Source organism: Paraburkholderia sp. BR13439 (assembly GCF_040948805.1).
Classification (GTDB): domain Bacteria; phylum Pseudomonadota; class Gammaproteobacteria; order Burkholderiales; family Burkholderiaceae; genus Paraburkholderia; species Paraburkholderia youngii.
In genome coordinates, this window is the sequence record NZ_JBFPKN010000013.1 from 140,064 (window position 1) to 164,756 (window position 24,693).

Here is a 24,693-nt window from a genome sequence, read left to right on the forward strand (position 1 = left end):
GAGGTGCGCACGAACGTGCACAGCATAATCCAAGGGACACGCCGCCGGCGGAAGTGGGCGGCGCGGCGGAGCGCGTGCTCGAGAGGATCTGCAATGGACTCAGAATGAACTCTGAATGAACTCTGAATGGACTCAAACGGCAGCGGTGTCGTTGCCGGTTGCGCGGCGCTTCGATACCAGGCGATGCGCGATGCGCACGAAGGCGAACCAGTGCTGCGCCCAGAAGCCATCGCCATAGCGGCGGCCTTCGAGCTGATCGCTGATCCCGGTCGGCTCCACGTCGCGGCTCCACGACGCGCTGCGGAACAGCATGTCCCACCATGGGAACAGCACGCCGAAATTGCAGCCGTACTTGAGCCCTTCATGACCTAAGCCGATTGCGTGGTGACGGCGATGGAACGCCGGACTGACGAGCAGCCGCTCGCCGAGCCAGCCGTAATACAGCCGGATGTTCGCGTGCTGCACGCTCTGCGCGAGGTTCGTGATCGCGACCAGCACGACGAACTGCGACGGCGGCACACCGATCGCGAGCGAGATCACCGCGAAGAACGACGCCTGCAGCAAATCATCGAGCAGATGGTTACGATCGTCGGACCACAGCGACATCTGCCGCTGACTATGGTGTACCGCATGCAGTTCCCACCACACGCCGAAGCGGTGCTGCCCGCGGTGATACCAGTAGCCGGCGAAATCGAGCACGAGCAGATACATGACGAACGTGACGAGCGGCTGCGTGGTCACGCCAGGCCACAGGTTGTCGAAGTTCAGGTTCGCGATGCCGTGAAGCCTGAGCCAGCCTTGCACGTTGTCGAAGAACGGCTGCAGTGCGAAGAAAAAGAAAAGATTCAGAATGCCGAGCTTGGCGATCCACGTGTACAGCACGTCGACCCGCACTGCCTTGCGGTTCTCCCATTGCTCGACCGGACGCAGCGCCTCGAGCGGACGCAGGATCGCGTACATCGCGAGCACCTCGAGCACACCGACGATGAGCCAGTACAGGCTGTCGTAGGTGTCCTCGTCATAGTCCATCAGATTGAACCGGAACAGCAGCGGCTGTACCACGTCGACGTACAGCCACGTCTGCGTGGCTGAAACGAAGCTGTCGAGTGTCGAGAAAATCAGATGGAACATGATGCTGGCCTGTTACTTCATCCTTGGTGGCTCGTGGCGCCGGGGCTCTGCTGCGTTGCTCCCAGGCACCCCCTGAGACCCCTCAAGCACCGTTCGGCGCCGTGACCGGCGCGCGGTTGAAGAAATAGATGCCATGCGGCGAGCGGCCGACCGCAATCGTCTGGATCAGCTTGCGCGTGTTGAGATCGATGATGCCAATGTGCTTCGCGAAGCGGAAGGTCACCCACAGATAGCGCTTGTCGGCGGAAAGCTCCATGTCGTCCGGTCCCGGCATCAGGCCGGTGATATCGCCGACGTTGGTGAGCGTGTCTTCGTCGATGATGCTGATCGTGCTAGCGACGCGGTTCGACACCGCGACATGCTTGCCGTCGGCGAGCGAGCGGAAGTTGTGAGCGCCCTTGCCCGTGTGAATCGTCTTGACGACTTTCTGGTTGCGCCAATCCACGACGGCGACGTAGTCCTCGCCGGTCATGCCGACGAGCAGGTACTTTTCGCCCGGCGTCATCCACAGGCCCGCGGGCACCTTGCCGACCTTCATCTTCCATTTGACGGTTTGCGTGGGCAGGTCGATGGCGGCGAGTTCGCCCGAGATCTGCAGCGAAACGAACACCGTCCTGCTGTCATTCGTGAACGCCATATGGCTGGGCATCACCGCGAGCGGCAGCCGTGAAGCCAGCGTCATCTGGTTTTTCTGGTTGTCGTAGTGGTAGATGTCGAGGCGGTCGAGCCGCAAGCCCGTAGTGACGAGCCACTTGCGATCCGGCGAAAAACCGATTTGATAGGGATCTTCGATGTTCTCGACCCAGCGCTGCAACTGGCCCGTTTTCGGATCGACGAACATCAGGCTGTTCGACACCGAATTGGCGACGATCAGCGAGGAATTGTCCGGCGTGGCCATCAGGTGATGCGGTTCCTTGCCCGTGGGCACGGTGCCGATGACCTGGCGGCTGTTCTCGTCGATCAGGCTCAGCGTGGCCTCACCGGAATTGAGCACGATCACGTTATTGGCGTGCGCCGCCGGAGAAAAAAAGCCTGCGGCGGCGACCAGCACCGCAGTTGCGGCGAACGTGGCAGTCAAGCCGGGAAGAAGAAATTTACGCATGAAAACTCGCTTCGGAGAACAACGGTCATTGTAGAACGTTTGCCGGTCCGAGCGGTTGACGTAAGTCACCGGGCGACGAGCGAAAAATGACGGATGTGATGAAGTGCGGCCGCGCGCGGGAAAGATCGTCTGCCACGTCCCGTTTGATGCTCGGGCCGCGGGTTTTCGAGTGAGGAATCAATGTGCTCTCCTTGCCAGAATCAATCATGCATCAGCCACACGCCAATATCGCCCAAAGCAATAACCAAAACAATAGGAATATTCCTTTTTTCGCGCCAATAAATCTACCTGTATTAATATATTTTTTAGCCCAATTGAATTTCGGAGTTCGCTGATATCTGAATTGCGCGCGGGCATCGGAGAATTCTTCCTGCGCGTCGTCCCGCCAGCGCCTCATCCGTGCGAACCACGCGTATAACGCGGGGACGACGCGCGCTCGACCAAATAGAGCAAGCTTCACCAATGGCCAGCGTTTTTTATTTACGAGATTTTCAAACTTACCTAAGCAATAACGTCACGCCAATCTCCAATTACGCACCACACGCCACGAACCAAAATAATGCGGAGGATTTCAAATTGATGAACAAGAATATTTCGATAATTGGCCGTACCACATCTCAAAGAAAAGTCGCAGCGGCGCAAACTGCCTGCCTGCAAACACACCGTGCTTCCGCGCGCCAGAAAAGCATCGCCCGAGCAGTTCGACGTACTGCCGGTGTTGCCATAGCGGCGGCCCTGTGCGTCACGGAAGCGAACGGCGCCGGCGTCGATTCCGTCGAGGTAGGCACGGCCAGCGCGCCCGGCGACGCCGCGGTCGCGATAGGCGCACAGGCCATCGCAAGCGACAACTCATCGCTGGCGATCGGCTCGCAGGCGAACGCGCAAAACGACGGCGCGCTCGCGGTAGGGGCAGGCGCCACGGCGCAGGGCGACAGCGCAGTCGCCGTGGGTCTCTCCTCTTCCGCAAAAGGCGAAGGCGCAAGCGCCTTTGGGCCCTATGCGAATGCGCAGGCGGACCGCGCGACCGGGGTCGGTCTGGACGCGTCGGCGCTCGGTGTCGACTCGGTCGCAACGGGCTCCGGTTCAATGGCGGCGAATTCGGCCGCCTCCGCGTTTGGCTCCCAATCCACGGCAACCAGCGTCGGATCGACCGCGCTCGGCTATGTCGCGCAGGCCGGAGGCACCAACTCGCTCGCCGCTGGAGCATGGGCCTCGGCACTGGCGGACTCGAGCGTCGCGCTTGGTAGTAACACCCTCGTCAGCGGTGTCGGCGCCATCGCCCTCGGCGTCGCTGCGCAGGCGAGCGGCGCCTATGCCAGCGCAATCGGCTTCGGCGCAACGGCGGCGGGAGCCGGCGCGATCGCGCTCGGCAGCAACGCAAACGCGAGCGCCGACAATAGCGTCGCGCTGGGCGCCAATGCCAGCACCACGACGGATCTGTCGCGAAGCGCATTTGCGCCCGGGGGAGCGGGAGCTACCCCGGTCGCGGCCCCCATCGCGACAGGCGAAGTCTCACTTGGCTCGGCGAATAATGAGCGTCGCCTGACCAACGTCGCCGCGGGCGCTGCGCCCACTGACGCGGTCAACGTGAGCCAGTTGAACGCGGTCGACAACAAGGTCGATGCACTCGCTGAAAGCAGCGCGCTGCACTTCCTCAGCGCCGCCGACCCGGCCGACGGCTCCAACAACGCGCTCGCGGAAGGCACGCACGCGCTCGCCGTGGGCAGCAACGCCAGCGCCGTCGGCGCCAACGCGAGCGCATTCGGCACGAGCGCCAGCGCGAGCGCAACGGACTCGACCGCGATAGGCGCGGGCGCCGTCGCCGGCACGGCCGGCGCGACCTCGCTGGGCGCGTCAGCGTCGGCGTACGGCTCAGGGGCCACGGCGCTCGGGGCCAGCGCGACGGCGAACGGCGACGGCACGCTCGCGATCGGCTCCGGTGCCAGCGCAGCCGCCGACAACGCACTTTCGCTCGGCTATCAGTCGAGCGCGCTGGCCGCAAACGCCGTCGCGCTTGGTCAGGGCTCGATCGCCGATCGCGCGGGGACCGTATCGGTGGGGTCAGCGGGCAACGAGCGTCAGATCACCAACGTCGCGGCCGGCACCGCGGACACCGATGCGGTCAACGTCGCCCAGCTGAAAGCGGTGAGCGATCAGAGCAGCGCGAGCGCGGCGAAACTCGACGGCGCGGTCATGTACGACACGAACGCCGACGGCAGCATCAATCGGAACAGCATTACGCTCGGCGGCGATACCACGGAGGGCACCGCCATCCACAACGTCGCGAACGGCGTGCTGGCGTCCGACGCGGTCAACCTCGGTCAGCTGAACGCGGCGCTCGAAGGGGCGATCAATAACGCGGCGAGCGGTTCGGTCGGCGCGCTATTCGGTGCTGCGGGGGAAAGCGCGACTGAAACCGCGCAAGCATCCGGTGCACACGCGATTGCGGCCGGGGCGAATGCGCGGGCAAGCGGCGCCAACGCGACAAGCATCGGAGCGAACGCCATCGCCAGCGGCAACAACGCGACGGCGGTCGGCGCCGCGGCCAGCGCGAGCGCCGACAACTCGGTGGCCTTGGGCCAGGGCTCCATCGCAGACCGAGCGAATTCAGTATCGGTTGGGTCGGTGGGCCAAGAGCGCCAGATCACCAACGTCGCAGCCGGCGCGCGAGGCAGCGACGCGGTCAACGTCAATCAGTTGCAGCAAAGCATGAGCGGCGCGATCAGCGCGGCGAATCGCTATACGGACGATCAGATCCGTTCCGCCCGCCGGGACAGCTACGGGGGCACGGCATCGGCGCTCGCGATGGCAGGCTTGCCGCAAGCGGTCCTGCCCGGACACGGCATGGTCGCGATGGCGGGCGGCACGTACGGCGGTCAATCCGCGCTCGCAATTAGCGTGTCGCAGTTGTCGGACACCGGCAAATGGATCTACAAGGCCCAAGGCAGCGCCGACTCACGCGGGCAGTTCGGCGCATCGATCGGCGCGGGGATGCATTGGTGAAATCAGCTTGGGCGATCGTGTCGGGCAAAGCCCGGCCGCCGTGCACACCCAGTGTCCCGCGTCTGCGTGCGAGCGGCCTGACTTTACCGCTGCATCGACTCCCACACCTTGTACAAGCGCTTCACCGAAACCGGCATGGGGGTACGCAGCTCCTGCGCAAACAGCGAGATGCGCAACTCCTCGAGCAGCCAGCGGAATTCCGCAAGCCGCGGATCCGTGACGCCGCCGCGCTGCGACACCGCCCGCTGATAGTGCTGCAACAGCGGCTGGAATTCGGCGAACTGCCGCGCGTCGCGGGTGGCGTCCGCGCGCAGTTTGTCGATACGCAGCGCCATCCCCTTCAGATAACGCGGGAAATGTGCGAGTTGGGCATACGGCGTATCGACGACAAAACGCTTGCTAATCAGCGCATCGAGTTGGTTCTGCAGATCGGTGTACGCGGCCGCGAATGGCTTCGCCTGCAGAAGCTTCTTCGTCAGGCTCGCGTACTCGCCGAGGATCTGGCCGACCAGCCGCGAGATTTCCTGCGCGAGCAACGTGAGGCGGCTACGCCCTTCGTCACGGCGGGTATGGAAGCTCGCATCGTCGTCGGGCAGCGGGTCCTGCAGACACGCGCGGTCGAGTGCGGTGTCGATCAGCTGATCGCGCAGTTCTTCCTGCGTGCCGCGCGGCATGAACTGCATGGCCATTTCGCGCAGGCCCGGCAGATTCTTCTCCAGATACTTGATCGGCTCCTTCAACTGCAGCGCGAAAAGCCGACGCAGGCCCGCCCGATGAATCCGCGCGGCTTCTTCGGGCGAATCGAATACTTCGACGTCGCAGTGCGTGCCACGGTCCACGAGCGCCGGGTAGCCAAACAACGTCTGGCCACCACGGCGAATTTCGAGCAACTCGGGCAGCTTGCCGAAATTCCACGTGGTCAGGTTTTCGTACAGCGCGGTGGCTGGCGCGCCATCCGGCGTCGCGGGTTGTGGCGCGGCCGCGCCCTTGCCGCGCGCCGGGCCGCTCGCAGCCAGATCGGGAGACCGCGCAGGTGTCGCGACACCGCCGCCTGCATCGGCCAGGGCGGCGCCTGCCGCGCCCGAAACGAGCTTCTGGAAATGCTGCTGCGCCTGACCGCCGAGTTCTGCGCGCAGTTGCGACAGATTGCGTCCCATCGCGAGCTGCCGGCCATGTTCGTCGATGACCTTGAAGTTCATGAACAGATGCGCGGGCAGCGTCTCGAGCTTGAAGTCGGACTGCTTCATCGCGACCTGGGTCTGCTCGCGCACGTCGGCGATCAGCGCTTCGAGCAAGCCGCCTGCTCCGAAGCGCTGGGCGCTGTGCCGTTCGGCGAAACCTGCCGCGTATTCAGGGAGCGGCACGCAATGCCGACGCAGCTTCTGCGGCAGCGACTTCAGCAGCAACTGCGCCTTCTCTTTCAGCATGCCGGGCACGAGCCACTCACAACGGCGCGCGTCGACCTGGTTCAGCGCATACAGCGGTACCGCGAGCGTTACGCCGTCGCGAGGCGTGCCCGGCTCGAAGTGATAGGTCAGCGCCATCTCGATGCCCGCCATCGTCAGCCGCTTCGGGAACAGATCTGTCGTGACACCCGCCGCTTCGTGCCGCATCAGATCGTCGCGGGACAAATACAACAGCCGCAGCTTGTCCTCCGCCTGGCCGCTCTTTTTGACTTCGTCGCGATACCAGCGCTCGAACGACGCGCCGGTATAGAGGCCATCCGGCAGCGCCTGATCGTAGAACGCGTAGATCAATTCGTCGTCGACCAGCACGTCCTGGCGGCGCGACTTGTGCTCGAGCTGTTCGATGTCGGCAAGCAGCTTGCGGTTGTGCGCGAAGAACGCAAGCTTCGTGTCGAACTCCCCTTCAACAAGCGCACCGCGAATAAACAGCTCGCGCGCCCGCGCCGGGTCCTGCTTGCCGAATGCGACGCGCCGCCGGTGATAAATCGGCAGGCCGTACAGCATCGCGCGCTCGAACGCGGAAACCTGCGCCGCGCGCTTTTCCCAATGTGGCTCCGAGAGCGACTTTTTCAGCAGATGCGCGCCGACCTTCTCGACCCACTCCGGCTCGATTTTCGCGATACAGCGCGCGTAAAGCCGGCTCGTTTCGACCAGCTCGGCAGCCATCACCCACTTGCCCGCTTTTTTCACGAGCGCAGAGCCCGGCCACAAATAGAACTTGATGCCGCGCGCGCCGAGATAGTACGGCTCATCGTCGGCTTTCAGGCCGATGTTGCCGAGAAGGCCGGTCAGCAGCGCAAGATGGATCTGCTCGAACGTAGCCTCCGCTTCGTTCAGGCGCCAGCCGTGCTCCCGCACGACCGTCAGCAGTTGCGAATGGACATCGCGCCACTCGCGCAGCCGCAACTGCGACAGGAAGTTCTTGCGGCACTCGTCCTGCAACTGCCGGTTCGATTTCTTGTGCGCGATCGCTTCGTCGAACCAGTTCCAGATCTTCAGCCACTGCAGAAATTCGGAGCGCTCGTCAGCGAACCGGCGATGCGCCTGGTCGGCCTGCTCCTGCGCGTCGATCGGCCGATCGCGCGGGTCCTGCACGGACAGCGCGCTCGCGATGATCAGCACCTCCTTCAGCGCCTGCTGGTCGCGCGCGGCGAGGATCATGCGGCCGACGCGCGGATCGAGCGGCAGTCGCGCGAGTTCACGGCCGAGCGGCGTCAGGTGATTGTCGTCGTCGACGGCGCCGAGCTCGTTGAGCAACTGGTAGCCGTCGGAAATCGCACGGCCCGGCGGCGGCTCGATAAACGGGAACGTTTCGATCGCCGTCAGGTGCAGCGACTTCATGCGCAGAATCACCGAAGCGAGCGAAGAGCGCAGAATTTCCGGATCGGTGAAGCGCGCGCGGCCCTGGAAGTCGCTTTCCTCGTACAGACGAATGCAGATGCCATCGGCAACCCGTCCGCAACGCCCCGCCCGTTGATTCGCGGCGGCTTGAGAAATCGACTCGACCTGCAGCTGCTCGACCTTGTTGCGATACGAGTAGCGCTTCACGCGGGCGAGGCCCGTGTCGACCACGTAGCGGATGCCGGGTACCGTCAGCGAAGTTTCGGCGACGTTGGTCGCGAGCACGATGCGGCGCGCGTTCGACGCGCGGAACACGCGCTCCTGCTCGGCCGCCGAGAGCCGCGCGAACAGCGGCAGAATCTCCGTATGGGGCGGGTGATGTTTGCGCAGCGCCTCGGCGGCGTCCCGGATCTCACGCTCGCCGGGCAGGAACACCAGCACATCGCCGTGACCCTCGCGGCACAGTTCGTCGACGGCCTCGACGATCGCCTCCATCAGATCGCGATCGGTCTCGCGCTGCGTCTTCGGGCGCTCGCGGCCAGACGACGCCACACCCGAGGTCCCTTGCGCCGCCTTGACCGCCGGGCTGTCCTCGACCACCGGTCGGTAACGCACCTCGACCGGATAAAGCCGCCCGCTCACTTCGATCACCGGTGCGGGCTTATCGTCGCTACCGAAGTGGCGCGCGAAACGGTCGGCGTCGATCGTCGCCGAGGTCACGATCAGCTTCAGGTCGGGACGCTTCGGAAGAATCTCCTTCAGGTAGCCGAGCAGAAAATCGATGTTCAGGCTGCGCTCGTGCGCTTCGTCGATGATCAGCGTGTCGTAGGCTTTCAGCAGCGGATCGGTCTGCGTTTCGGCAAGCAGAATGCCGTCGGTCATCAGCTTGACCGATGCGCCCGGCGCGAGGTTGTCGTTAAAGCGCACCTTGTAGCCGACCACTTCGCCGAACGGCGTGCCGAGTTCCTCGGCGATACGGCGCCCGGTCGCCGACGCGGCGATCCGGCGCGGCTGCGTATGGCCGATCAGACCCTTGCCGCCTGCGCCCAGACCACGGCCGAGCGTGAGGCAGATTTTCGGCAACTGCGTGGTCTTGCCCGACCCAGTTTCGCCCGACACGATCACGACCTGATTCTCCGCGATCGCCCGCGCGATCTCGTCGCGACGACCGGAAACGGGAAGTGCTTCGGGGAACGTGATCGGTGGAATCGGATTCGGCTCGACGATCCGCGGCGACCGCGGTTCGCGCGGCGCGCGAGGCTCCTTGCGCGGCTCGCCCGATTGTTTGTCGTGCGAGTGCGTGGCGCGCGAACCGTGACGTTGCTCGCCGCGGCTAGACCCGCGTTGCTCGTCACGTGGTCCGCGCTCTTCCTGTTCGTTACGAGGCGCACGATGCCGTTCAACGCGCGGCGTGTCCGAGCGCGCGTCGCGGACTTCGCCACGTTGCCCGCTTTGCCGCGCACCAACTTGCTCATCGCGAGCCTGGCGGCCATGCGCACCGCGAGGCGCGGTCGAAGGCGTACTGCGGTGCTCGCTTTGCGGCCCGTGCTGTTGCTCGCTTTGCGGCCCACCGCTCTGCTGCTCACGGGCCGCGTTTTGAAGCGCGGAACGGAATTGGCCAAGCTGCTCGCTCAACGAAGCGCCACGTGGCTCGCCACGAGCCCCACCGCCGCGCTTGGCACCGGACGCTTCACCCGATTCAGCGCGAGATTCACCGCGCCGTTCATCATGCGCCGCGCCTCGCGCGCGAGCGTGCTTTTCGCGATCTTCACGACCCGCACCGCCACCTTCCGGCGACACTGTTTGCGCAGACGCGCCCGCCTCCCGACGCGCGTCTCGCGCCTGCTCTGGTCTCGCATCCTGCGCTGGGCGGCGCATCGTGTCGCCGGGCCTGGCCGGCTCACCGGCCGACGCCGGTTTCTCGTTCGCCCCAGCGGGACTTTTGGGTACATTCGACATGGGGGCGCATTATAATCCCCGGCATGAATTCCCAAACCGACCTCGTCCCCGCGCCCGCGAGCGTTCCGGCCCCGGCCGACTCGCCGGAAACCCTCGCCCAGCACGCGCAATTCGTCGACTGGATGCGTTCAGTCGCTCCGTATATCCACGCGTTCCGAAACAAGACATTCGTCGTCGGATTCGGGGGCGAAGTGGTGCATCAGGGGCTGCTGAATGCGCTCGTGTCCGACATCGCGCTGCTACAGGCAATGGGCATCCAGATCGTTTTGGTGCATGGCTCGCGCCCGCAGGTCGAGGAGCAGATGAGTCTCCACGGCGTCGAATCGGAGTTTTCGCACGGCATGCGCATTACCGACGCGCGCGCGCTCGAGTCCGCGAAGGAAGCGGCCGGCGAAGTGCGTCTCGACATCGAAGCCGCAATCAGCCAAGGTCTGCCGAACACGCCGATGGCGCACGCGCACATCAGCGTCGTGTCGGGCAACTTCGTAACGGCGCGCCCAGTCGGCATTCTGGATGGCGTCGACTTCCAGCACACGGGTCTCGTGCGCAAGATCGACGCGGATTCGATCCGACATTCGCTCGCGAGCCGCAAGCTCGTGCTGCTGTCGCCGCTCGGCTTCTCGCCCACCGGCGAAGCGTTCAATCTGTCGATGGAAGACGTGGCTTCGGCCGCGGCCATCGCGCTGCGCGCCGACAAGATCGTGTTCCTGACCGAAACCGCGGGTCTGATGGAGACCAGCGAAAGCGGTACGGAGCTGATCCGCGAACTGTCGCTCGACGACGCCTACAAGCTGCACGAAAGCGGCGAAGTCACCGGCGACGCCGGGTTCTACCTGAAGCATTCGATCCGCGCCTGCCGCGGCGGCGTACCGCGCGCGCACATCATCCCGTATGCGCTCGACGGCAGCCTGCTGCTCGAACTGTTCCTGCACGATGGCGTCGGCACGATGATCTCGTACGAGAACCTCGAAAGCCTGCGCGAAGCGACACCGGACGACGTCGGCGGCATTCTCGCGCTGATCGAGCCGCTCGAAGCCGACGGCACGCTGGTACGGCGCGGCCGTCACCAGATCGAACGCGACATCGACCATTTCTCGGTAATCGAGCACGACGGCGTGCTGTTCGGCTGCGCGGCGCTGTATCCGTATTCGCAGGAGCGCATCGGCGAAATGGCGTGCCTGACGGTCGCGCCCGAAGCGCAAGGCACCGGCGACGGCGAGCGTCTGCTCAAGCGGATCGAGCAGCGTGCGCGGGCACGCGGCCTCACGCGCATTTTCGTGCTCACCACGCGCACCGAACACTGGTTCCTGAAACGCGGCTTCGTCAAGGCTACGGTCGACGACCTGCCCGAAGACCGCCGCCGACTCTATAACTGGCAGCGTAAGTCGCTCGTGCTGATGAAACAGCTTTGAGTAACTGCGTGATCGTCCCCATTTGATCCGAACTGGCGTTTGCCCGCCCCACATTGATACAGTAATTATTTTTCATGGGACCTGAGTCAGTGCCAAAGCACTGACTCAGGTCGACACAGGAGAAGCACAGCATGACTCGTATGGTTCAATGCGCGAAGCTCGGCAAGGAAGCCGAAGGCCTCGATTTCCCGCCGCTGCCGGGCGAACTCGGCAAGCGGATCTACGAAAGTATCTCGAAGGAAGCCTGGCAGGCCTGGTTGAAGCAGCAGACCATGCTGATCAACGAAAACCGCCTGAACATGGCCGATCCGCGCGCGCGTCAGTATCTGATGAAGCAGACCGAAAAGTTCTTCTTCGGCGAAGGCGCGGATACCGCATCGGGCTACGTGCCGCCGTCGGCCTGAGCTTGCCACATCGAGAGCGACACCAGCACGCGTCGCCCGAACCGGGTGAACACACGCCTAAAAATCCGCGCCGCGAGCGCGGATTTTTTTCGCCCCGACATCGGCCTCGCATCGTGTCTGCATTCACTTCGTCGGCACGTCAAAAAATCGCCCCGCGAATGTTCTAAGCGGTCCGTTTTCAAACCCGTTTCGACCCCGCCAGAACCCCCGCCCCGCAATGGATTGAGCCACACCGGCGGCCTTCGCCCGCACCCCGGTTTGCATGATCCTCTGTCATCGTGCTAATATGTGCCCCGTTTCAGCTGCAATTCACCTTCATTCGTGTTCTTTTCAGATTGGCTCGTCGTGCATTTTCCGCGCGTGCGTCATCCTGAATCGAGCTGTTTTTAAACAAGAAGGCTCGTCGGTCGTTTCCCCGCCTAACGCGGATAAATTCAAGACCGGCCTTTTTCGTTTCAAGCCTTCAGTGGCGCATGGGTCGGCTTCCGCAGCCCCGCGTCCTTCATGCACCTGCCCCCCTTCCACGGCCACGCAGGTGCAACTGTCAGCACAATCTAGACGAGTGTTTTTTCGCGAACTTATCGCGAGGCACTGGCGTTTGCTTCATTTCGCCAACTGTTCCGCCGCCGCATAACCAGCGCCGCGGATACCCTCGCCACGCTCACGAAATTGCACTTCCAGCAACCGAGGCGGAACGCATCACGAGTTTCGTCGCAGTCATTGGAGTTTTTAACCTTGACCGCTTCCAGCAACGGCTTCTGGCGACATCACAAACAAGAACAACGCCTTACCCTCGACGACATCACCGTCGTCGATCACTCCCTCCTGAAACGGGCGGTCGGCGCAATGGCGCTCGGCAACGCGATGGAATGGTTCGATTTCGGCGTGTACAGCTATATCGCGGTGACGCTCGGCAAGGTGTTCTTCCCCTCGTCGAGCCCGTCGGCGCAGCTCATCGCGACCTTCGGCACGTTTGCCGCGGCGTTTCTCGTGCGGCCGATCGGCGGCATGGTGTTCGGGCCGCTCGGTGACCGTATCGGCCGTCAGCGCGTGCTGGCGATGACGATGATCATGATGGCCGCGGGCACCTTCGCGATCGGCCTGATCCCCAACTACGCGACGATCGGCATTCTCGCGCCGGCGCTATTGCTGCTCGCGCGCCTCGTGCAGGGCTTCTCGACCGGCGGCGAGTACGGCGGCGCCGCGACCTTCATTGCCGAATTCTCGACCGACAAGCGCCGCGGCTTCATGGGCAGCTTCCTCGAGTTCGGCACGCTGATCGGCTATGTGCTCGGCGCGGGCACGGTCGCGCTGTTGACGGCGACGCTGTCGACCGACGCACTGCTGTCCTGGGGCTGGCGCGTGCCGTTCCTGATCGCCGGTCCGCTCGGCCTCATGGGTCTCTACATCCGTATGAAGCTCGAGGAAACGCCCGCGTTCAAGAAGCAGGCCGAACAGCGTGAAGCCGAGGACCGCGCGCGGCCCAAGCAGTCGTTCGGCCAGCTGCTCGCGCAGCAATGGAAGCCGCTGCTGCTGTGCGTCGGCCTCGTGCTGATCTTCAACGTGACCGACTACATGGCGCTGTCGTATCTGCCGAGCTATCTGTCGGCGACGCTGCACTTCAACGAAACGCACGGCCTGTTCCTCGTGCTGCTCGTGATGATCCTGATGATGCCGATGACGCTCGCCGCCGGCCGTCTGTCCGACGCGATCGGCCGCAAGCCGGTGATGCTGCTCGGCTGCGTCGGTCTGTTTGCGCTGTCGATTCCCGCGCTGCTGCTGATTCGCATGGGCACGGTGCTGCCGGTGTTCGCCGGTCTGATGATTCTCGGCGTGCTGCTGTCGTGTTTCACCGGCGTGATGCCGTCGGCACTGCCGGCGCTGTTCCCGACCCGGATCCGCTACGGTGCGCTCGCGATTGGCTTCAATGTCTCGGTGTCGCTGTTCGGCGGTACGACGCCGCTCGTGACCGCATGGCTGGTCGACCGCACCGGCAATCTGATGATGCCCGCGTACTACCTGATGGGCGCATCGCTGATCGGCATCGTATCGGTGCTTGCGCTGCGCGAAACCGCGCGTAAGCCGCTGCTCGGCTCGGGCCCGTGCGTCGCGACGCGCGCCGAAGCGCACGCGGTGCTGCGCGGCGAACGCGAGGCCGAGGAGATGGATGAACGGTTCGCGGCGGCTGCGACCGCGCGTGCCTGATCGGCGCAGTCATCCCTCGCGAGAGTAGTCTCGAAGCGGGCCGGCGATTTTCGCCGGCCCGCTTTTTTTTACGTCAGCAGCGCATCGAACGTCGCGCTGACCTGCGCGCCTTCGACGATCAGTCTGCCCGCGCACACCGGCAGCTTGAAGCGCCGCGGCCCCGCGCTGCCCGGATTGACGTACAGCACGCCGTCTCGCTCGGCGATCGACGGCTTGTGCGAGTGGCCGCTCACCACGACGCGAATGCCTTCGTCGTGCGGTACGCAGCCCAGTTCGGCGATATCGTGCACGACCAGAATCGTCACCTGCTGGACGGTCAGCCGAGCATGCGTCGGTAAAGACGCCGCCCATTCACCGGTATCGTTATTGCCGCGCACCGCGGTCAGCGGCGCGATCCGCGCGAGCGCGTCGAGAACGTCCGGCTTGCAGATATCGCCCGCGTGAATGATCGCGTCGCAGCCGTCGAGATAGTGCAACGCTTCGGGACGCACGAGGTTGTGCGTATCGGAGACGAGCCCGATGCGGGCAGCAGTCGATGGTGGGCGACGTGAAGTCATGCGCAGTCCTGCTCAGTCTGCGGCGGCGCAAACTCACGCGCCGCTGCTGGGGTGCGCCGCTGCCCAGCCAGCATGCGCCGCGTCAACCCCTGCACGACGACCGACACCACCGCCGCGCACGCAAAGCCCGTCGCCACACCGTACTGTGGCAACAGCAACGCCGTCACCGCGAAGAACGCCGCGAACGAGCCGCGCCCGACCACCATGCCGCGCATCAGCAGCGCGACGAAGTCCGCGCCATGCGCACGCTGCGCCGATACCGCGAGCACGATGCCGAGCAGCGGAAACACCGACAGCACGCCACTCCACGCCGCGCCCATCGATGCCGAGGCCGTCGTCACCGCGAGCGTCAGCAGCGCGCCCGCGAGCATGCGTACCGCCAGATCCGCGCGCCCGACGCGCGCCGCCGGTACATGACCGGTCGCGCGCGGCAAGCTGCTCTGCGACACCGCGACGCCCACACACGCCGCCGCCAGCGCCCACCCGGCCGAACCGGGCAGCCGCACGATCAGTAGAGCCGCGCCGAGCCAGCCGGCCACCCCCACGACCAGTGCAAGCGGCCAGTCGAAACGCCGGCAGGTCCAACCATAAGCAAGATTGAACGCCTCCGACGCGGCGATCGCCGCAATCGACGCCGCCGACGCCTGCGCCGCGAACGCCGGCCCTCGCTCGAGCGCGAGCAGCAGCATGATCGGTCCGGCGACGACCGGCAGCCCCGCGAGCCATCCCGCGACCGATGGTCCCCAGACGCGCGCGGCCACCGTCAGCGCGGCGAGAAAGGCCGGCACCAGCACGAGCTTCAGCGCGAGCAGCATGCTCAGGCCTCCAGCACGTGTTCGATGCGCCGGTCCGGCACGAACCACCACGCGGCCGCGAGCGCGTACAGCGCCGCCGACGCCCACGGCACCACGAACGCGAGCCCGATGCCGGTCAGGTAAATGACGACCGAGACCTTACCCTTGAAGTCGTTGCCGAGCGCTTTGGCCAGTGCCGAATCGCGTCCATGCTGAGAAATCAGCGCACGCGTCAGGATGAAATACGCGATCGCCGACATGAACAGCACGATGCCGTACATCGCGGTCGGCCACGCGGCCAGATGGTTTCGGCCGACCCAGTGCGTGACGACCGGCAGCAGCGACAGCCAGAACAGCAGATGCAGGTTCGCCCACAGCACCTTGCCGTTGACCGTCTGCACCGCATGAAACACGTGATGGTGATTGTTCCAGTAGATGCCGACGTAGATGAAGCTCAGCACGTAAGCGCAGAACACCGGTACGACCGGGCGCAGCGCCGCGAGATCGTAGCCCTCGGGCACCTTCAGCTCGAGCACCATAATCGTGATGATGATGGCGATTACGCCATCGCTGAAGGCTTCGACGCGTCCCTTGCCCATGCTGCGTTGTCCCGAAGATGAATGCGGTGGGGCGCACAGCCCGCCCGCGCGTTGCGCCCGGGCCGCGCCGCTGCCGATTATCCGCGATGGCGTGAGGATTTGTCGATGCGCGGAGCCGGCCGCGCGAATGGCTCTATGCGCCGGGGCTCACGGGTAGTAGACGGCGAGCCACACGCTTGGCTCGGTGTCGCTCGTATATGCGACGCGGTGCCGGCAATGCGCTTCGATCAGCACGTGATCGCCTGGCTTCATCGGATGCGGCTCGGGGTCGCCGTCGAATTCGAGCACCGCCGCGCCGCTGAGCAGCACGACCCATTCGGCGCGCGGGCTGTCGTACCAGAAGCCCGGCGGACTCGCCTGCCCTGTCGAGACGATCCGCTCGATCGTCACGCCGCCCCGCTCGACGAGCGCGTCGACCTGCTCATCGGCCGTCGTCCTCGACCGCACGACGGCGTCGAACAGGTTGCCGCTGCTACGTGCGGGTTTGAGCGAGCTTCTCATGGGCGTGTCGCGCCGGTGTCAACGCAGTTCATTGCATCGGCTTGAGTCCATCGAGCAGCGTCGGCACGAGTTCGCTGATGGTCGGATGCACGTGCATCGCGTATTGCAAAGTGGGATATGGCGCGCCCGCCGTCATGATGTCGACGAACGTATGGATCGCCTCGTCGCCCTCGACGCCGTGAATCGCCGCGCCGAGTATCTGTTTGCTGTTGGCATCGACGAGCGCCTTCATGAAGCCGTCGGTTTCGCCACGCTCGCGCGCACGGCCCACGCGCGACATCGGCATCGTCGCGATCAGCGCTTTGCGGCCGCTCTTGCGCACCTCCTCTTCCGACATGCCGACACGCGCGAGCGGCGGATCGACGAACACCGCGTACGTCATGATCCGCGTGTCGACGCTGCGCGCGCCGCCGTCGAGCAGGTTCGCCGCGACGATCTGGTAGTCGTCGTAAGACGTATGCGTGAACGCGCCGCGGCCGTTCACGTCGCCGATCGCCCACACGCCCGGCACGCTGGTGCGCAGCTGGCCGTCGACGATGATCGTGCCGTGCGGGTCGGTCTCGATGCCCGCGACGTCGAGACCGAGGTCATCGGTATTCGGCGTGCGGCCGGTCGCGATCAGCAGATGCGATGCCTCCATCGCCGGAATGTTCTGCTCGAAGCCGATGCACACGTCGTTTGCGCGATGCGGATGCGGCTCGACGCGCGTCGGCTGCACGCCGAAATGAAACTCGACGCCCTCGCGCGCGAGCACCTTCTGCACTGATTCCGCGAAATCGGCATCCTCGCGGTTGAGCACGCGCTCGCCACGCACCAGCACGCTGACGCGGCTGCCGAAGCGGCGAAACACCTGCGCGAATTCGAGCGCGATATAACTGCCTCCGACGATCACCAGATGATTCGGCAACGTGGTCAGTTCGAGCAGCGTCGAGTTCGTGTAGTACGGAATCCGCTGGATGCCTTCGAGCGGCGGCACGACCGCGCGCGTGCCGGTGTTGATGAAGATTTCGAAGGCGCTGAGTTCGTCCAGCAGTTGGCCGTCGCGCCCGATGATCGAGAGCGTGCGCGCGCCGGTGAAGCGCGCGTGGCCATTGAACACCGTGATGTTTTCCGTGCCGCGCAGCCATTTTTCGACGCCGCTGCGCGACTGTCCGATGATCCGGTCCTTGCGCGCCTTGACGGCCGCCATATCGACGCTGACCGAGCCCACCTGCACACCGAGGTCCGCCGCATGCCGCGCCACGTGCGCCGCGCGGGCGCTCGCCACATAAGATTTGGTCGGCGTGCAGCCAACGTTTACGCAGGTGCCGCCGAAGTCCGCGCGTTCGATCACCGCGGTACGGCGCCCGCTTTGAGCGAGCCGCACGGCGAGCGGCGAGCCGCCTTGCCCCGTACCGATCACGACTGCGTCGAAGTGCTGTGGCATGGCAACTCTCCCGGGTCTGGGTGCAGGTCGTAGCATCTTACGCTTAGTGCCCCGGGCTGCCATGCGATGTCGGATTGCGCGGGCGCTTTGGCGACGGCCCGTTTCGCCGCGCGCCGCGCGAGGCGGCGCCAATTAGTCTGGATTACTGGGTGGTACTTCGCGGGACTTCTCAGGCGTGGCAATGAACCGCGCAAATCAACTCGCGCGAACGCTGCAATGCGGCCTGCGCGCCGCGCGCCGCGAACACCCAGCCGACCTGGCCGAGATTGAAGTCTTGCGACACCATCACCTGCATCAAGGCGACCATCGGCAACACGACCGATGGCCGGTAAAGCTGGTTTCTGATCAACTCTGACATCACGACCCCCATTGCGGAGCGCCGCTTCGGCACCGCGCACCAATAACGTTTCGATGGGGGAATTCTAGGGAGCGCGTCGCCGCCGATAAATAGCGGCAACGCGAAGTCACTTGTTCGGCAAACTGAACAATCGCATCAGGACGCCTTCGCCATGCCGATCAATTGCGCGTCGTACAGCGTGCGCGCATAGGCGCTGGCCCCGACCGGCCGGCTGTACAGGTAGCCCTGCTGCTTGTCGCAATCGATCGCGCGCAGAAACGCCGCCTGCTCGGCGGTCTCGACGCCCTCGGCGGTCACGTTCATGCCGAGCGAGTGCGCCATCGCGACGACCGCCTGCGTGATCGCGATCGAATCGCGATGATCCGGCAGCCCCGCGACGAACGACCGGTCGATCTTCAGGTTGTGCAGCGGAAAGCGCTTCAGGTACGACAGCGACGAATAGCCGGTGCCGAAATCGTCGACCGACACGCGCACGCCCATTGCGCTCAGCGCGCTCAGCATCGGCAGCACGGTGTCGCTGTCGCTCATCAGCAGCCGCTCGGTGATTTCGAGTTCGAGCGCGGCCGGTTCGAGCGCGGACTGCGCGAGACAGCGCTCGATGCGCTCGAGCAGCCCGTCGTTGAACTGCCGCGGCGACAGATTCACCGCGACGACCAGATGCGGCGCCAACGTGCGCCGCCACTGCGCGACCTGCTGGCAGGCGTGTTCGAGCACCCAGTCGCCGATCTCGACGATCAGCCCGGCGTCCTCGGCGACCGGAATGAATTCGCCCGGCGACACGTTGCCCAGTTCGCTGTTGTACCAGCGCAGCAGCGCTTCCGCGCCGATCGTGCGGCCGCTCTGGCTATCGACGATCGGCTGGTACACGAGGCTCAGCTCGTTGCCCGCGAGCGCGCGCCGCAGCGACTGCTCGATCGTGAAACGCCGCTGCAGATGCCGGTTCAGCTCGGCGGTGAAGAACTGGAAGTTGTTGCGGCCGCGCTGCTTCGCGTGATACATCGCCGAGTCGGCGTTGCGCATCAGCGTCGCGACGTCCCGGCCGTCTTCGGGAAAGAGGCTAATGCCGATCGACGCGCCCAGGTAGTACTCGTTGCCCGCCACTGCGAACGGCACCGCGATCATGTCGAGAACACGATGCGCGAGGCCGATCAGCTCGCCGGTATTGCCGCACGCACTGGAGACGATCACGAACTCGTCGCCGCCCACCCGCGCCAGCGTGTCGCTGCGCCCGACGCAGGCCGACAACCGCTCGGCGACGCTGCACAGCAGGGCATCGCCGGCTTCGTGACCGGCGGTGTCGTTGACCTTCTTGAAGCCGTCGAGATCGACGAACAGCACGGCGACGCTGGCGAGTTCGCCGCCATGCTCGCCGCCGGGGCGCGGCGCGAACAGGTCGCGCATCCGCTCGGTCAGGTAGGCGCGGTTGTAGAGGCCCGTCAGCGAATCGCGCGTGGCGAGGTACTTCAGCTGGCGCTGCGCCTCGCGCACCGGCCCGATGTCGGAAAACGAAATCAGCACGGAGTCCGGTTCGCTGTCGCCGGGGCGCAGGATCGGCACGACGTTTTCCGTGATCCACACGACTTCGCCGCTCATCAGCTCGAGGCCGATCGTCACGCCGAGCATCGGCTTGCCGGTCGCGAAGACCTGGGTGACCGGACGGTTGGCGTCGCCGATCACCGAGCCGTCCTCGCCGAACGCGCGTGTCATCACGGTCTGCATGCTGCGGCCGACGACCTGCTGGGTCACGTGCAGCATGCGCTGCGCACTCGGATTGCAGGCGAGCACGATGCCGGCCCGCGACTGCACGACGATGCCTTCGCTCAGATGATCGACGACCAGCCGGTGACGCTCCTCGCTATGCGCGAGGCGCTGCGCCATCGCGTCCTGATGGACCGCGAGGCCGACGCTGCTGCCGATGTCGCGCAGCATCGCCTCTTCCTCGGGGGTCGGACGGCGCGTGGTGCGGTAGTAGACCGCGAACGCGCCGAGCACGTTGCCGGCATCGTTTTCGAAGGGCACGGACCAGCAGGCGCGCAAGCCGTGCGGCAATGCGAAAGCGCGGAAGTTTTCCCACAGCGGATCGGATTCGATGTCGTCGACGATCACCAGACGGCGCTCGAACATCGCCGTGCCGCACGAGCCGGCGCGCGGACCGATCGCGGCGCCCTCGATCGCGGCGCTGAACGGGGGCGGCAGCGACGGCGCGCCGCCGACGCGCACGTGCAAGCCGTCGGGGTCGAGCAGCAGGATCGAGCAGCACGCGCCGTCGCCGAGCAGCGCCTCGGCGCGACGGCAGACTTCGTCGAGCAGCTCGGGCAGCGGCGTGTTGCGCGTAATCAGCCGCAACACGCTGCGCTCGGATGCGAGTACTTCCTCGGCCCGTTCCGGGCGATAGCGGGCGCCCTCCGGCGCGGCTGTCGTCGTGCCACGTGATGTCGCTTCGCAAATCATAGTTGCGCCCCCCAACCCAACATCGGCAAGTTAGTGTACGCGGCACACCGGGGTTTACGCTAAGCACGGCGTGAAAATCTGCCACGCATCGCGTACGGACGGCTACGGGTGTAGTGTGCAAGCATCGGTTGACGCGGGTACGACGGGCGACGGCAGGTCTGAGGCCGTCGGTTCGTGGCCCGCAGGCGCCGCAGCGGCTCGATGCCCGGCCGCTGCGGCACGTTGCGGCGGCCCGATTGGCACCATTGTCTTCAGTGCCGTGGCGGCGTCAATGTCTCAATTGTCAATTGTTGCCGCCGCCTCCTGGTGGCCGTGTTCCGCCGCCACCTCCGCCTTGAGGACCGCCTTGAGGACCGCCTTGAGGTCCGCCTTGAGGTCCGCCTTGAGGTCCGCCTTGATGACCACCTGGGGGACGATTGCCGCCGCCCTGCTGAGCGCCGCCCGGCGGGCGACCGCCTCCGCCGCCTTGCGGTCCGCCGCCCGGTGGCCGGCCAGCCCCACCGCCCTGCTGCGCGCCGGAAGGACGGCCGCCGGCGCTGCCCGTAGGCGGGCCACCCGGTGGTCGGCCGCCCGCGTTGCCCGGTGGTCGGCCGCCCTCGTTACCTGGAGGCCGTCCGCCTGCATGGCCCGGCGGCGGCCCACCTGGAGGACGCCCGCCCGCGTTGTTCGCCGGCGGCCCGCCCGGAGGACGCCCGCCGACATGCCCCGGCAACGGCCGCCAGTTCGGCGGCGGATGCCCGGCGCCCGGTCGCGGCGGCGGGGGCGGCGCATGACGCGCCCAGCGCGAGCGCTGGCCGTACCACGGCTGGCCGCGGTAGTAGTTGCCCCAGTAATCATTGATCGAGAACGCGAGGATCGGCAGGCCGAGCGCGGCGCCGTAGTTCAGCGGCATGTTGTAGCCCTGGTACGGCGAACTGAGCCGAGACGCATACACCCAGCCGCGCAGATTCGGTGTGGCGACGTCGCACCACTGGTAGTTGCTCAGGCACCCCATCACCGTCACCGGAACGCCGCCCGGTAGCTGCGCGACGATCGGGTAGTCGGACGCCGGGCCCGCGCGCATGTTTGTGCCGCTATTCGTATAGGCCTGCGACTGCGCGCTGGCCACGCCGGGCAAAATCAGCAGGCCCGCTGCCATGTAAAGACCGATCACGAGTTGTCGTTGCATTCGTTGTTCCTATTTCGATGGCCACCTTTTGACCACGCCGGCCTATGTGCCCCCACTTCCAATATATAGACATTGCGCCTTCTTCATGACACGCGAACGTGCGCGCGCCGTACTCGCGCACGGCACATGCCGGCCGGCAAGCCCGCGCGGCAACATCTGGTAACGACCCGCTCGAACTCCCGCGTTGTTCGGACGTCCGCGAGGCGCGCGACCGGTCGATCATCGGCGGCATGATCAATCGATGCACCGCCGGGACCCTGATGACCCTCTTCCGCCCCCTCCTGATCGCCGGACTGCTGCTCGCGCATCCGTATGCCAACGCCACCAGCTTCGACTGCCAGCGCGGCCGCTCGCCGGCCGAGCGCATGATTTGCGGTGACTCCGCGCTGTCGGCGCTCGACGACACGTTGGGCCAACTCTATTGGAAAGCGCGTCGACGAGTCGCCCAGCGCCGCGCGTTCATCGACGACAGCGACAGCAAGTGGGCCTGGCGCGAAGCGAACTGCCGTGACGCCGCGTGTCTGCGGACGTGGTACACGACGCGCATCGACGAATTGCAGCGGCTGCTGGCGAGCTTGCCGGGCGGCTCGCGGCACGCGGCGTCCGCCGGTGCGGATGTGGACGCGCACCCGGACCCGTCGACGCTGCAATGCACGGCCGCGAAGCCCGGCCTCGTCGTCAACGAGCAGTGTGCGAGCGTGATCGGACAGTCGGGCAAGCGTTGGAAGTATCAGCCGCACGATGGCGACTGGTTTTGCGGCGTGGCCACGCTCGAGGCTGTGGACATGGCGCCGCCGCAAGCACAAGCGGCGATGCCGATGCAACCGCAGGTGCGGGCGAGCGTTGGGCAATGAGACGGCGAAACACACTGGCCACGACGGCGATCAACCTGTGCGCCGGGTGAATTGCGCGCGCAAAGCTCAGTCAGCGGCCGACGGCTCACCGCCCTCGCCTGTGCCGAACAGCTCCGCGCAAAGCTGCGCGCCGATTTCGCTCAGCGACGCGGCTCCGGTGCCATCGTCGTGGAACATCGTATCGACGAGACCGCCGCCCGATAGCGCCGTCAATTGCCGCCGCAAGCTGCTCATCGGCACGCCGGCCTGCTTCGACAGCTTCGCTAGCGACCATGCGCGCCGGGGTGTCTCGCGATGCGCGCGCCATAGCTGCGCGAGTATCGCGGCGAGTTGCGGGTCGATGTCGTCGTCGTTCACGTCGGTCTCGCAGTTGTGAGGTGTCGGTCGTATCGCGATTGCGCCCTTCACGCCATCGCCCTAGCCAGCTCGCCGAGCGTCTTCAACGCCGCCTCGGCCTGCGCGGTCCACGGATAGCTGTAGTTGAGCCGGATGAAGTGCCGATAATCGTTGCGCGTCGAAAACATCATCCCCGGCCCGACCGTGATACCGCGTTCGAGCGCGGCCTGATAAAGCCGCATCGAGTCGATCGCAACTGGCAGCTCGACCCACAGCACGTAGCCGCCGCGCGGCGTCGACACGCGCGTGCCGACCGGGAAGAAGCGCAGCACCAGCGCACTCATGATGCTCGCCTGCTGCCGGTACACGCGGCGCAGATGCCGCAAATGCCGGTCGTAGCCGTCCTGACGCAGATAATCGGCGACCGCGACCTGCGGCACCGACGGCGTCGTCAGCGTATTCAGGAACTTGAGCTTCTCGACCTGCGCGCGATAACGCCCCGGCAGCGCCCAGCCGATCCGGTACGACGCGCTCAGGCTTTTCGAAAACGACGCACAGTGCAGCACGAGCCCTTTGGTGTCGAACGTCTTCAGCGTCGATGGCCGCGCGTCGCCGAAATACAGCTCCTGGTAGACGTCGTTTTCGATCGCCGGAATCTCGTGCGCAGCCAGCAGTTCGACCAGCTGCCGCTTGCGCTCGTCGGACATGCAGAAACCGAGCGGATTCTGGAAGTTCGGCATCACCATGCACGCGGCGATCTTCTGCCGCGCGATCACCTTCGCGAGCGCTTCGATGTCGATGCCGTCGACCGGATGCGTCGCCACCTCGATTGCGCGCATGCCGAGGCGCTCGATCGCGTGCAGCATCGCGTAGAAGGTCGGCGATTCGACCGCGACGGTGTCGCCCGGCTTTGCGACCGCCTGCAGGCTCAGGTTGATCGCCTCGGTCGCGCCGAGCGTGATCACGATTTCGCCAGGATCGACCGGCAGACCGTTTTCCGCGTAGCGCCGCGCGATCTGGCGGATCAGCTCGGGGTTGCCCGGCGGCAGATCGTCGATCAGATTCCAGCTCGCGTGCCGCCGCGCGACCGCGTTCGCGTACTGGTTGATGCGCCGCCACGGGAACAGCGACGGATCGGGATACGGCGAGCCGAACGGCACGGCGTCGTGCGCGCGGATGCTGCGCAGGGTCGACAGCACGAGCCGGCTCACGTCGACCGTCGCGGGCATCGGCGGCGCGGACTTGCGGCCCGCGCGCGCCGCGGCGGGCACCGGCGCGGCAGCGTCGCGCACGAAATAACCTGACTGCGGCCGGCTCTCGATGACGCCGCGGCTCTCCAGCAGCGCATACGCATGCAGCACCGTCTTGATGCTGACGCCGTGCTGCTGGCTCGCCTGCCGCACCGACGCAATCCGCTCGCCGGCCGCGAATACGCCGCGGCGCACGGCTTCGGTGATTTCGTCGGCGAGTTTTTCGTAGAGCTTCATGCGATTTGGGCGGTTCAGGGATCGTCGCGCAACTGTACTCCTATTCTTTCCGATTTTCTGTATCCGACGTGGATTGTGGAACACAGTACGCTTGCGGGCATTGGTCTGCAAAATCTGTCGAATCTGTCCATCGTCACGT

General features: G+C 65.5%; 19 protein-coding genes. 5 read left to right on the plus strand and 14 right to left on the minus strand.

What is annotated here, in order from left to right; all coding sequences use genetic code 11:
- Positions 1-132: 132 nt before the first annotated feature.
- Together AB3X96_RS24750 and AB3X96_RS24755 are read right to left on the minus strand one after the other, a co-directional pair.
- A complete protein-coding gene (locus AB3X96_RS24750) occupies positions 133-1,131 on the minus strand; it encodes a sterol desaturase family protein (protein ID WP_368591788.1) in 999 nt (332 codons plus the stop codon).
- Positions 1,132-1,213: 82 nt separating this feature from the next.
- Entirely contained in the window at positions 1,214-2,233 is a 1,020-nt protein-coding gene (locus AB3X96_RS24755) for a beta-propeller fold lactonase family protein (protein ID WP_176108156.1), read from the minus strand.
- Between the two features lie 579 nt (positions 2,234-2,812).
- Between AB3X96_RS24755 and AB3X96_RS24760 the strand changes: the two genes are divergently transcribed.
- On the plus strand, positions 2,813-5,236 hold the full coding sequence (locus AB3X96_RS24760) for a YadA family autotransporter adhesin (protein WP_368591789.1): 2,424 nt from the start codon (positions 2,813-2,815) through the stop codon (positions 5,234-5,236).
- A gap of 83 nt (positions 5,237-5,319) precedes the next feature.
- Here the strand turns inward: AB3X96_RS24760 and hrpA are convergent, their stop codons facing one another.
- Both hrpA and AB3X96_RS24770 read right to left on the minus strand, forming a co-directional pair.
- On the minus strand, positions 5,320-9,678 hold the full coding sequence (gene hrpA / locus AB3X96_RS24765) for an ATP-dependent RNA helicase HrpA (protein WP_368591790.1): 4,359 nt from the start codon (positions 9,676-9,678) through the stop codon (positions 5,320-5,322).
- A complete protein-coding gene (locus AB3X96_RS24770) occupies positions 9,675-9,815 on the minus strand; it encodes a hypothetical protein (protein WP_368591791.1) in 141 nt (46 codons plus the stop codon). The genes hrpA and AB3X96_RS24770 overlap by 4 nt, the downstream gene beginning before the upstream one ends.
- Before the next feature lie 210 nt (positions 9,816-10,025).
- Between AB3X96_RS24770 and argA the strand changes: the two genes are divergently transcribed.
- The 3 genes from argA to proP all read left to right on the plus strand — a co-directional run bounded on the left by argA (position 10,026) and on the right by proP (position 14,023).
- Positions 10,026-11,414, plus strand: coding sequence for an amino-acid N-acetyltransferase (gene argA / locus AB3X96_RS24775; protein ID WP_176108152.1), 1,389 nt, complete (start codon positions 10,026-10,028; stop codon positions 11,412-11,414).
- 131 nt (positions 11,415-11,545) lie between these two features.
- Positions 11,546-11,818 carry an oxidative damage protection protein gene (locus AB3X96_RS24780; protein ID WP_026228676.1) on the plus strand — a complete coding sequence of 91 codons (273 nt, stop codon included), beginning with the start codon at positions 11,546-11,548 and terminating at the stop codon, positions 11,816-11,818.
- 735 nt (positions 11,819-12,553) lie between these two features.
- Positions 12,554-14,023 carry a glycine betaine/L-proline transporter ProP gene (gene proP, locus AB3X96_RS24785; protein WP_368591792.1) on the plus strand — a complete coding sequence of 490 codons (1,470 nt, stop codon included), beginning with the start codon at positions 12,554-12,556 and terminating at the stop codon, positions 14,021-14,023.
- Between the two features lie 68 nt (positions 14,024-14,091).
- Here the strand turns inward: proP and AB3X96_RS24790 are convergent, their stop codons facing one another.
- The 8 genes from AB3X96_RS24790 to AB3X96_RS24825 all read right to left on the minus strand — a co-directional run bounded on the left by AB3X96_RS24790 (position 14,092) and on the right by AB3X96_RS24825 (position 21,877).
- Positions 14,092-14,580: a metallophosphoesterase family protein gene (locus AB3X96_RS24790; protein ID WP_184226637.1), complete on the minus strand. Its 489-nt coding sequence runs from the start codon at positions 14,578-14,580 to the stop codon at positions 14,092-14,094.
- Positions 14,577-15,395 (minus strand): hypothetical protein, encoded by an 819-nt coding sequence (locus AB3X96_RS24795; protein WP_368591793.1) that lies wholly within the window; start codon positions 15,393-15,395, stop codon positions 14,577-14,579. The genes AB3X96_RS24790 and AB3X96_RS24795 overlap by 4 nt, the downstream gene beginning before the upstream one ends.
- 2 nt (positions 15,396-15,397) lie before the next feature.
- Positions 15,398-15,973 (minus strand): TMEM175 family protein, encoded by a 576-nt coding sequence (locus tag AB3X96_RS24800; protein WP_368591794.1) that lies wholly within the window; start codon positions 15,971-15,973, stop codon positions 15,398-15,400.
- Positions 15,974-16,120: 147 nt separating this feature from the next.
- Positions 16,121-16,474, minus strand: coding sequence for a cupin domain-containing protein (locus AB3X96_RS24805; protein WP_368591795.1), 354 nt, complete (start codon positions 16,472-16,474; stop codon positions 16,121-16,123).
- 28 nt (positions 16,475-16,502) lie between these two features.
- Positions 16,503-17,900, minus strand: a complete 1,398-nt coding sequence (locus AB3X96_RS24810; protein WP_368591796.1) for an FAD-containing oxidoreductase — start codon at positions 17,898-17,900, stop codon at positions 16,503-16,505.
- 169 nt (positions 17,901-18,069) lie between these two features.
- Positions 18,070-18,258: a hypothetical protein gene (locus tag AB3X96_RS24815; protein WP_008922008.1), complete on the minus strand. Its 189-nt coding sequence runs from the start codon at positions 18,256-18,258 to the stop codon at positions 18,070-18,072.
- Positions 18,259-18,393: 135 nt separating this feature from the next.
- Complete coding sequence (locus AB3X96_RS24820; RefSeq protein ID WP_368591797.1) at positions 18,394-20,709, minus strand: putative bifunctional diguanylate cyclase/phosphodiesterase; 2,316 nt, start codon at positions 20,707-20,709, stop codon at positions 18,394-18,396.
- Between the two features lie 283 nt (positions 20,710-20,992).
- Complete coding sequence (locus AB3X96_RS24825; RefSeq protein WP_368591798.1) at positions 20,993-21,877, minus strand: SH3 domain-containing protein; 885 nt, start codon at positions 21,875-21,877, stop codon at positions 20,993-20,995.
- A gap of 260 nt (positions 21,878-22,137) precedes the next feature.
- On the opposite strand from AB3X96_RS24825, the gene AB3X96_RS24830 reads away from it, so the two are divergent.
- Positions 22,138-22,731 (plus strand): lysozyme inhibitor LprI family protein, encoded by a 594-nt coding sequence (locus AB3X96_RS24830; RefSeq protein ID WP_368591799.1) that lies wholly within the window; start codon positions 22,138-22,140, stop codon positions 22,729-22,731.
- Positions 22,732-22,797: 66 nt separating this feature from the next.
- Here the strand turns inward: AB3X96_RS24830 and AB3X96_RS24835 are convergent, their stop codons facing one another.
- Both AB3X96_RS24835 and AB3X96_RS24840 read right to left on the minus strand, forming a co-directional pair.
- The gene (locus tag AB3X96_RS24835; protein WP_176108142.1) at positions 22,798-23,088 is read right to left on the minus strand and encodes a helix-turn-helix domain-containing protein; all 291 of its coding nucleotides are present in this window, start codon (positions 23,086-23,088) and stop codon (positions 22,798-22,800) included.
- 47 nt (positions 23,089-23,135) lie between these two features.
- Positions 23,136-24,554 carry a PLP-dependent aminotransferase family protein gene (locus AB3X96_RS24840; RefSeq protein WP_368591800.1) on the minus strand — a complete coding sequence of 473 codons (1,419 nt, stop codon included), beginning with the start codon at positions 24,552-24,554 and terminating at the stop codon, positions 23,136-23,138.
- Positions 24,555-24,693 lie beyond the last annotated feature (139 nt).

Coding starts and splice junctions, on each gene's coding strand:
- AB3X96_RS24750 (WP_368591788.1), bottom strand. CDS start 1,131: ATGTTCCATCTGATTTTCTCGACACTCGACAGCTTCGTTTCAGCCACG.
- AB3X96_RS24755 (WP_176108156.1), bottom strand. CDS start 2,233: ATGCGTAAATTTCTTCTTCCCGGCTTGACTGCCACGTTCGCCGCAACT.
- AB3X96_RS24760 (WP_368591789.1), top strand. CDS start 2,813: ATGAACAAGAATATTTCGATAATTGGCCGTACCACATCTCAAAGAAAA.
- argA (WP_176108152.1), top strand. CDS start 10,026: ATGAATTCCCAAACCGACCTCGTCCCCGCGCCCGCGAGCGTTCCGGCC.
- AB3X96_RS24780 (WP_026228676.1), top strand. CDS start 11,546: ATGACTCGTATGGTTCAATGCGCGAAGCTCGGCAAGGAAGCCGAAGGC.
- AB3X96_RS24790 (WP_184226637.1), bottom strand. CDS start 14,580: ATGACTTCACGTCGCCCACCATCGACTGCTGCCCGCATCGGGCTCGTC.
- AB3X96_RS24795 (WP_368591793.1), bottom strand. CDS start 15,395: ATGCTGCTCGCGCTGAAGCTCGTGCTGGTGCCGGCCTTTCTCGCCGCG.
- AB3X96_RS24800 (WP_368591794.1), bottom strand. CDS start 15,973: ATGGGCAAGGGACGCGTCGAAGCCTTCAGCGATGGCGTAATCGCCATC.
- AB3X96_RS24805 (WP_368591795.1), bottom strand. CDS start 16,474: ATGAGAAGCTCGCTCAAACCCGCACGTAGCAGCGGCAACCTGTTCGAC.
- AB3X96_RS24810 (WP_368591796.1), bottom strand. CDS start 17,900: ATGCCACAGCACTTCGACGCAGTCGTGATCGGTACGGGGCAAGGCGGC.
- AB3X96_RS24815 (WP_008922008.1), bottom strand. CDS start 18,258: ATGTCAGAGTTGATCAGAAACCAGCTTTACCGGCCATCGGTCGTGTTG.
- AB3X96_RS24820 (WP_368591797.1), bottom strand. CDS start 20,709: ATGATTTGCGAAGCGACATCACGTGGCACGACGACAGCCGCGCCGGAG.
- AB3X96_RS24825 (WP_368591798.1), bottom strand. CDS start 21,877: ATGCAACGACAACTCGTGATCGGTCTTTACATGGCAGCGGGCCTGCTG.
- AB3X96_RS24830 (WP_368591799.1), top strand. CDS start 22,138: ATGACCCTCTTCCGCCCCCTCCTGATCGCCGGACTGCTGCTCGCGCAT.
- AB3X96_RS24840 (WP_368591800.1), bottom strand. CDS start 24,554: ATGAAGCTCTACGAAAAACTCGCCGACGAAATCACCGAAGCCGTGCGC.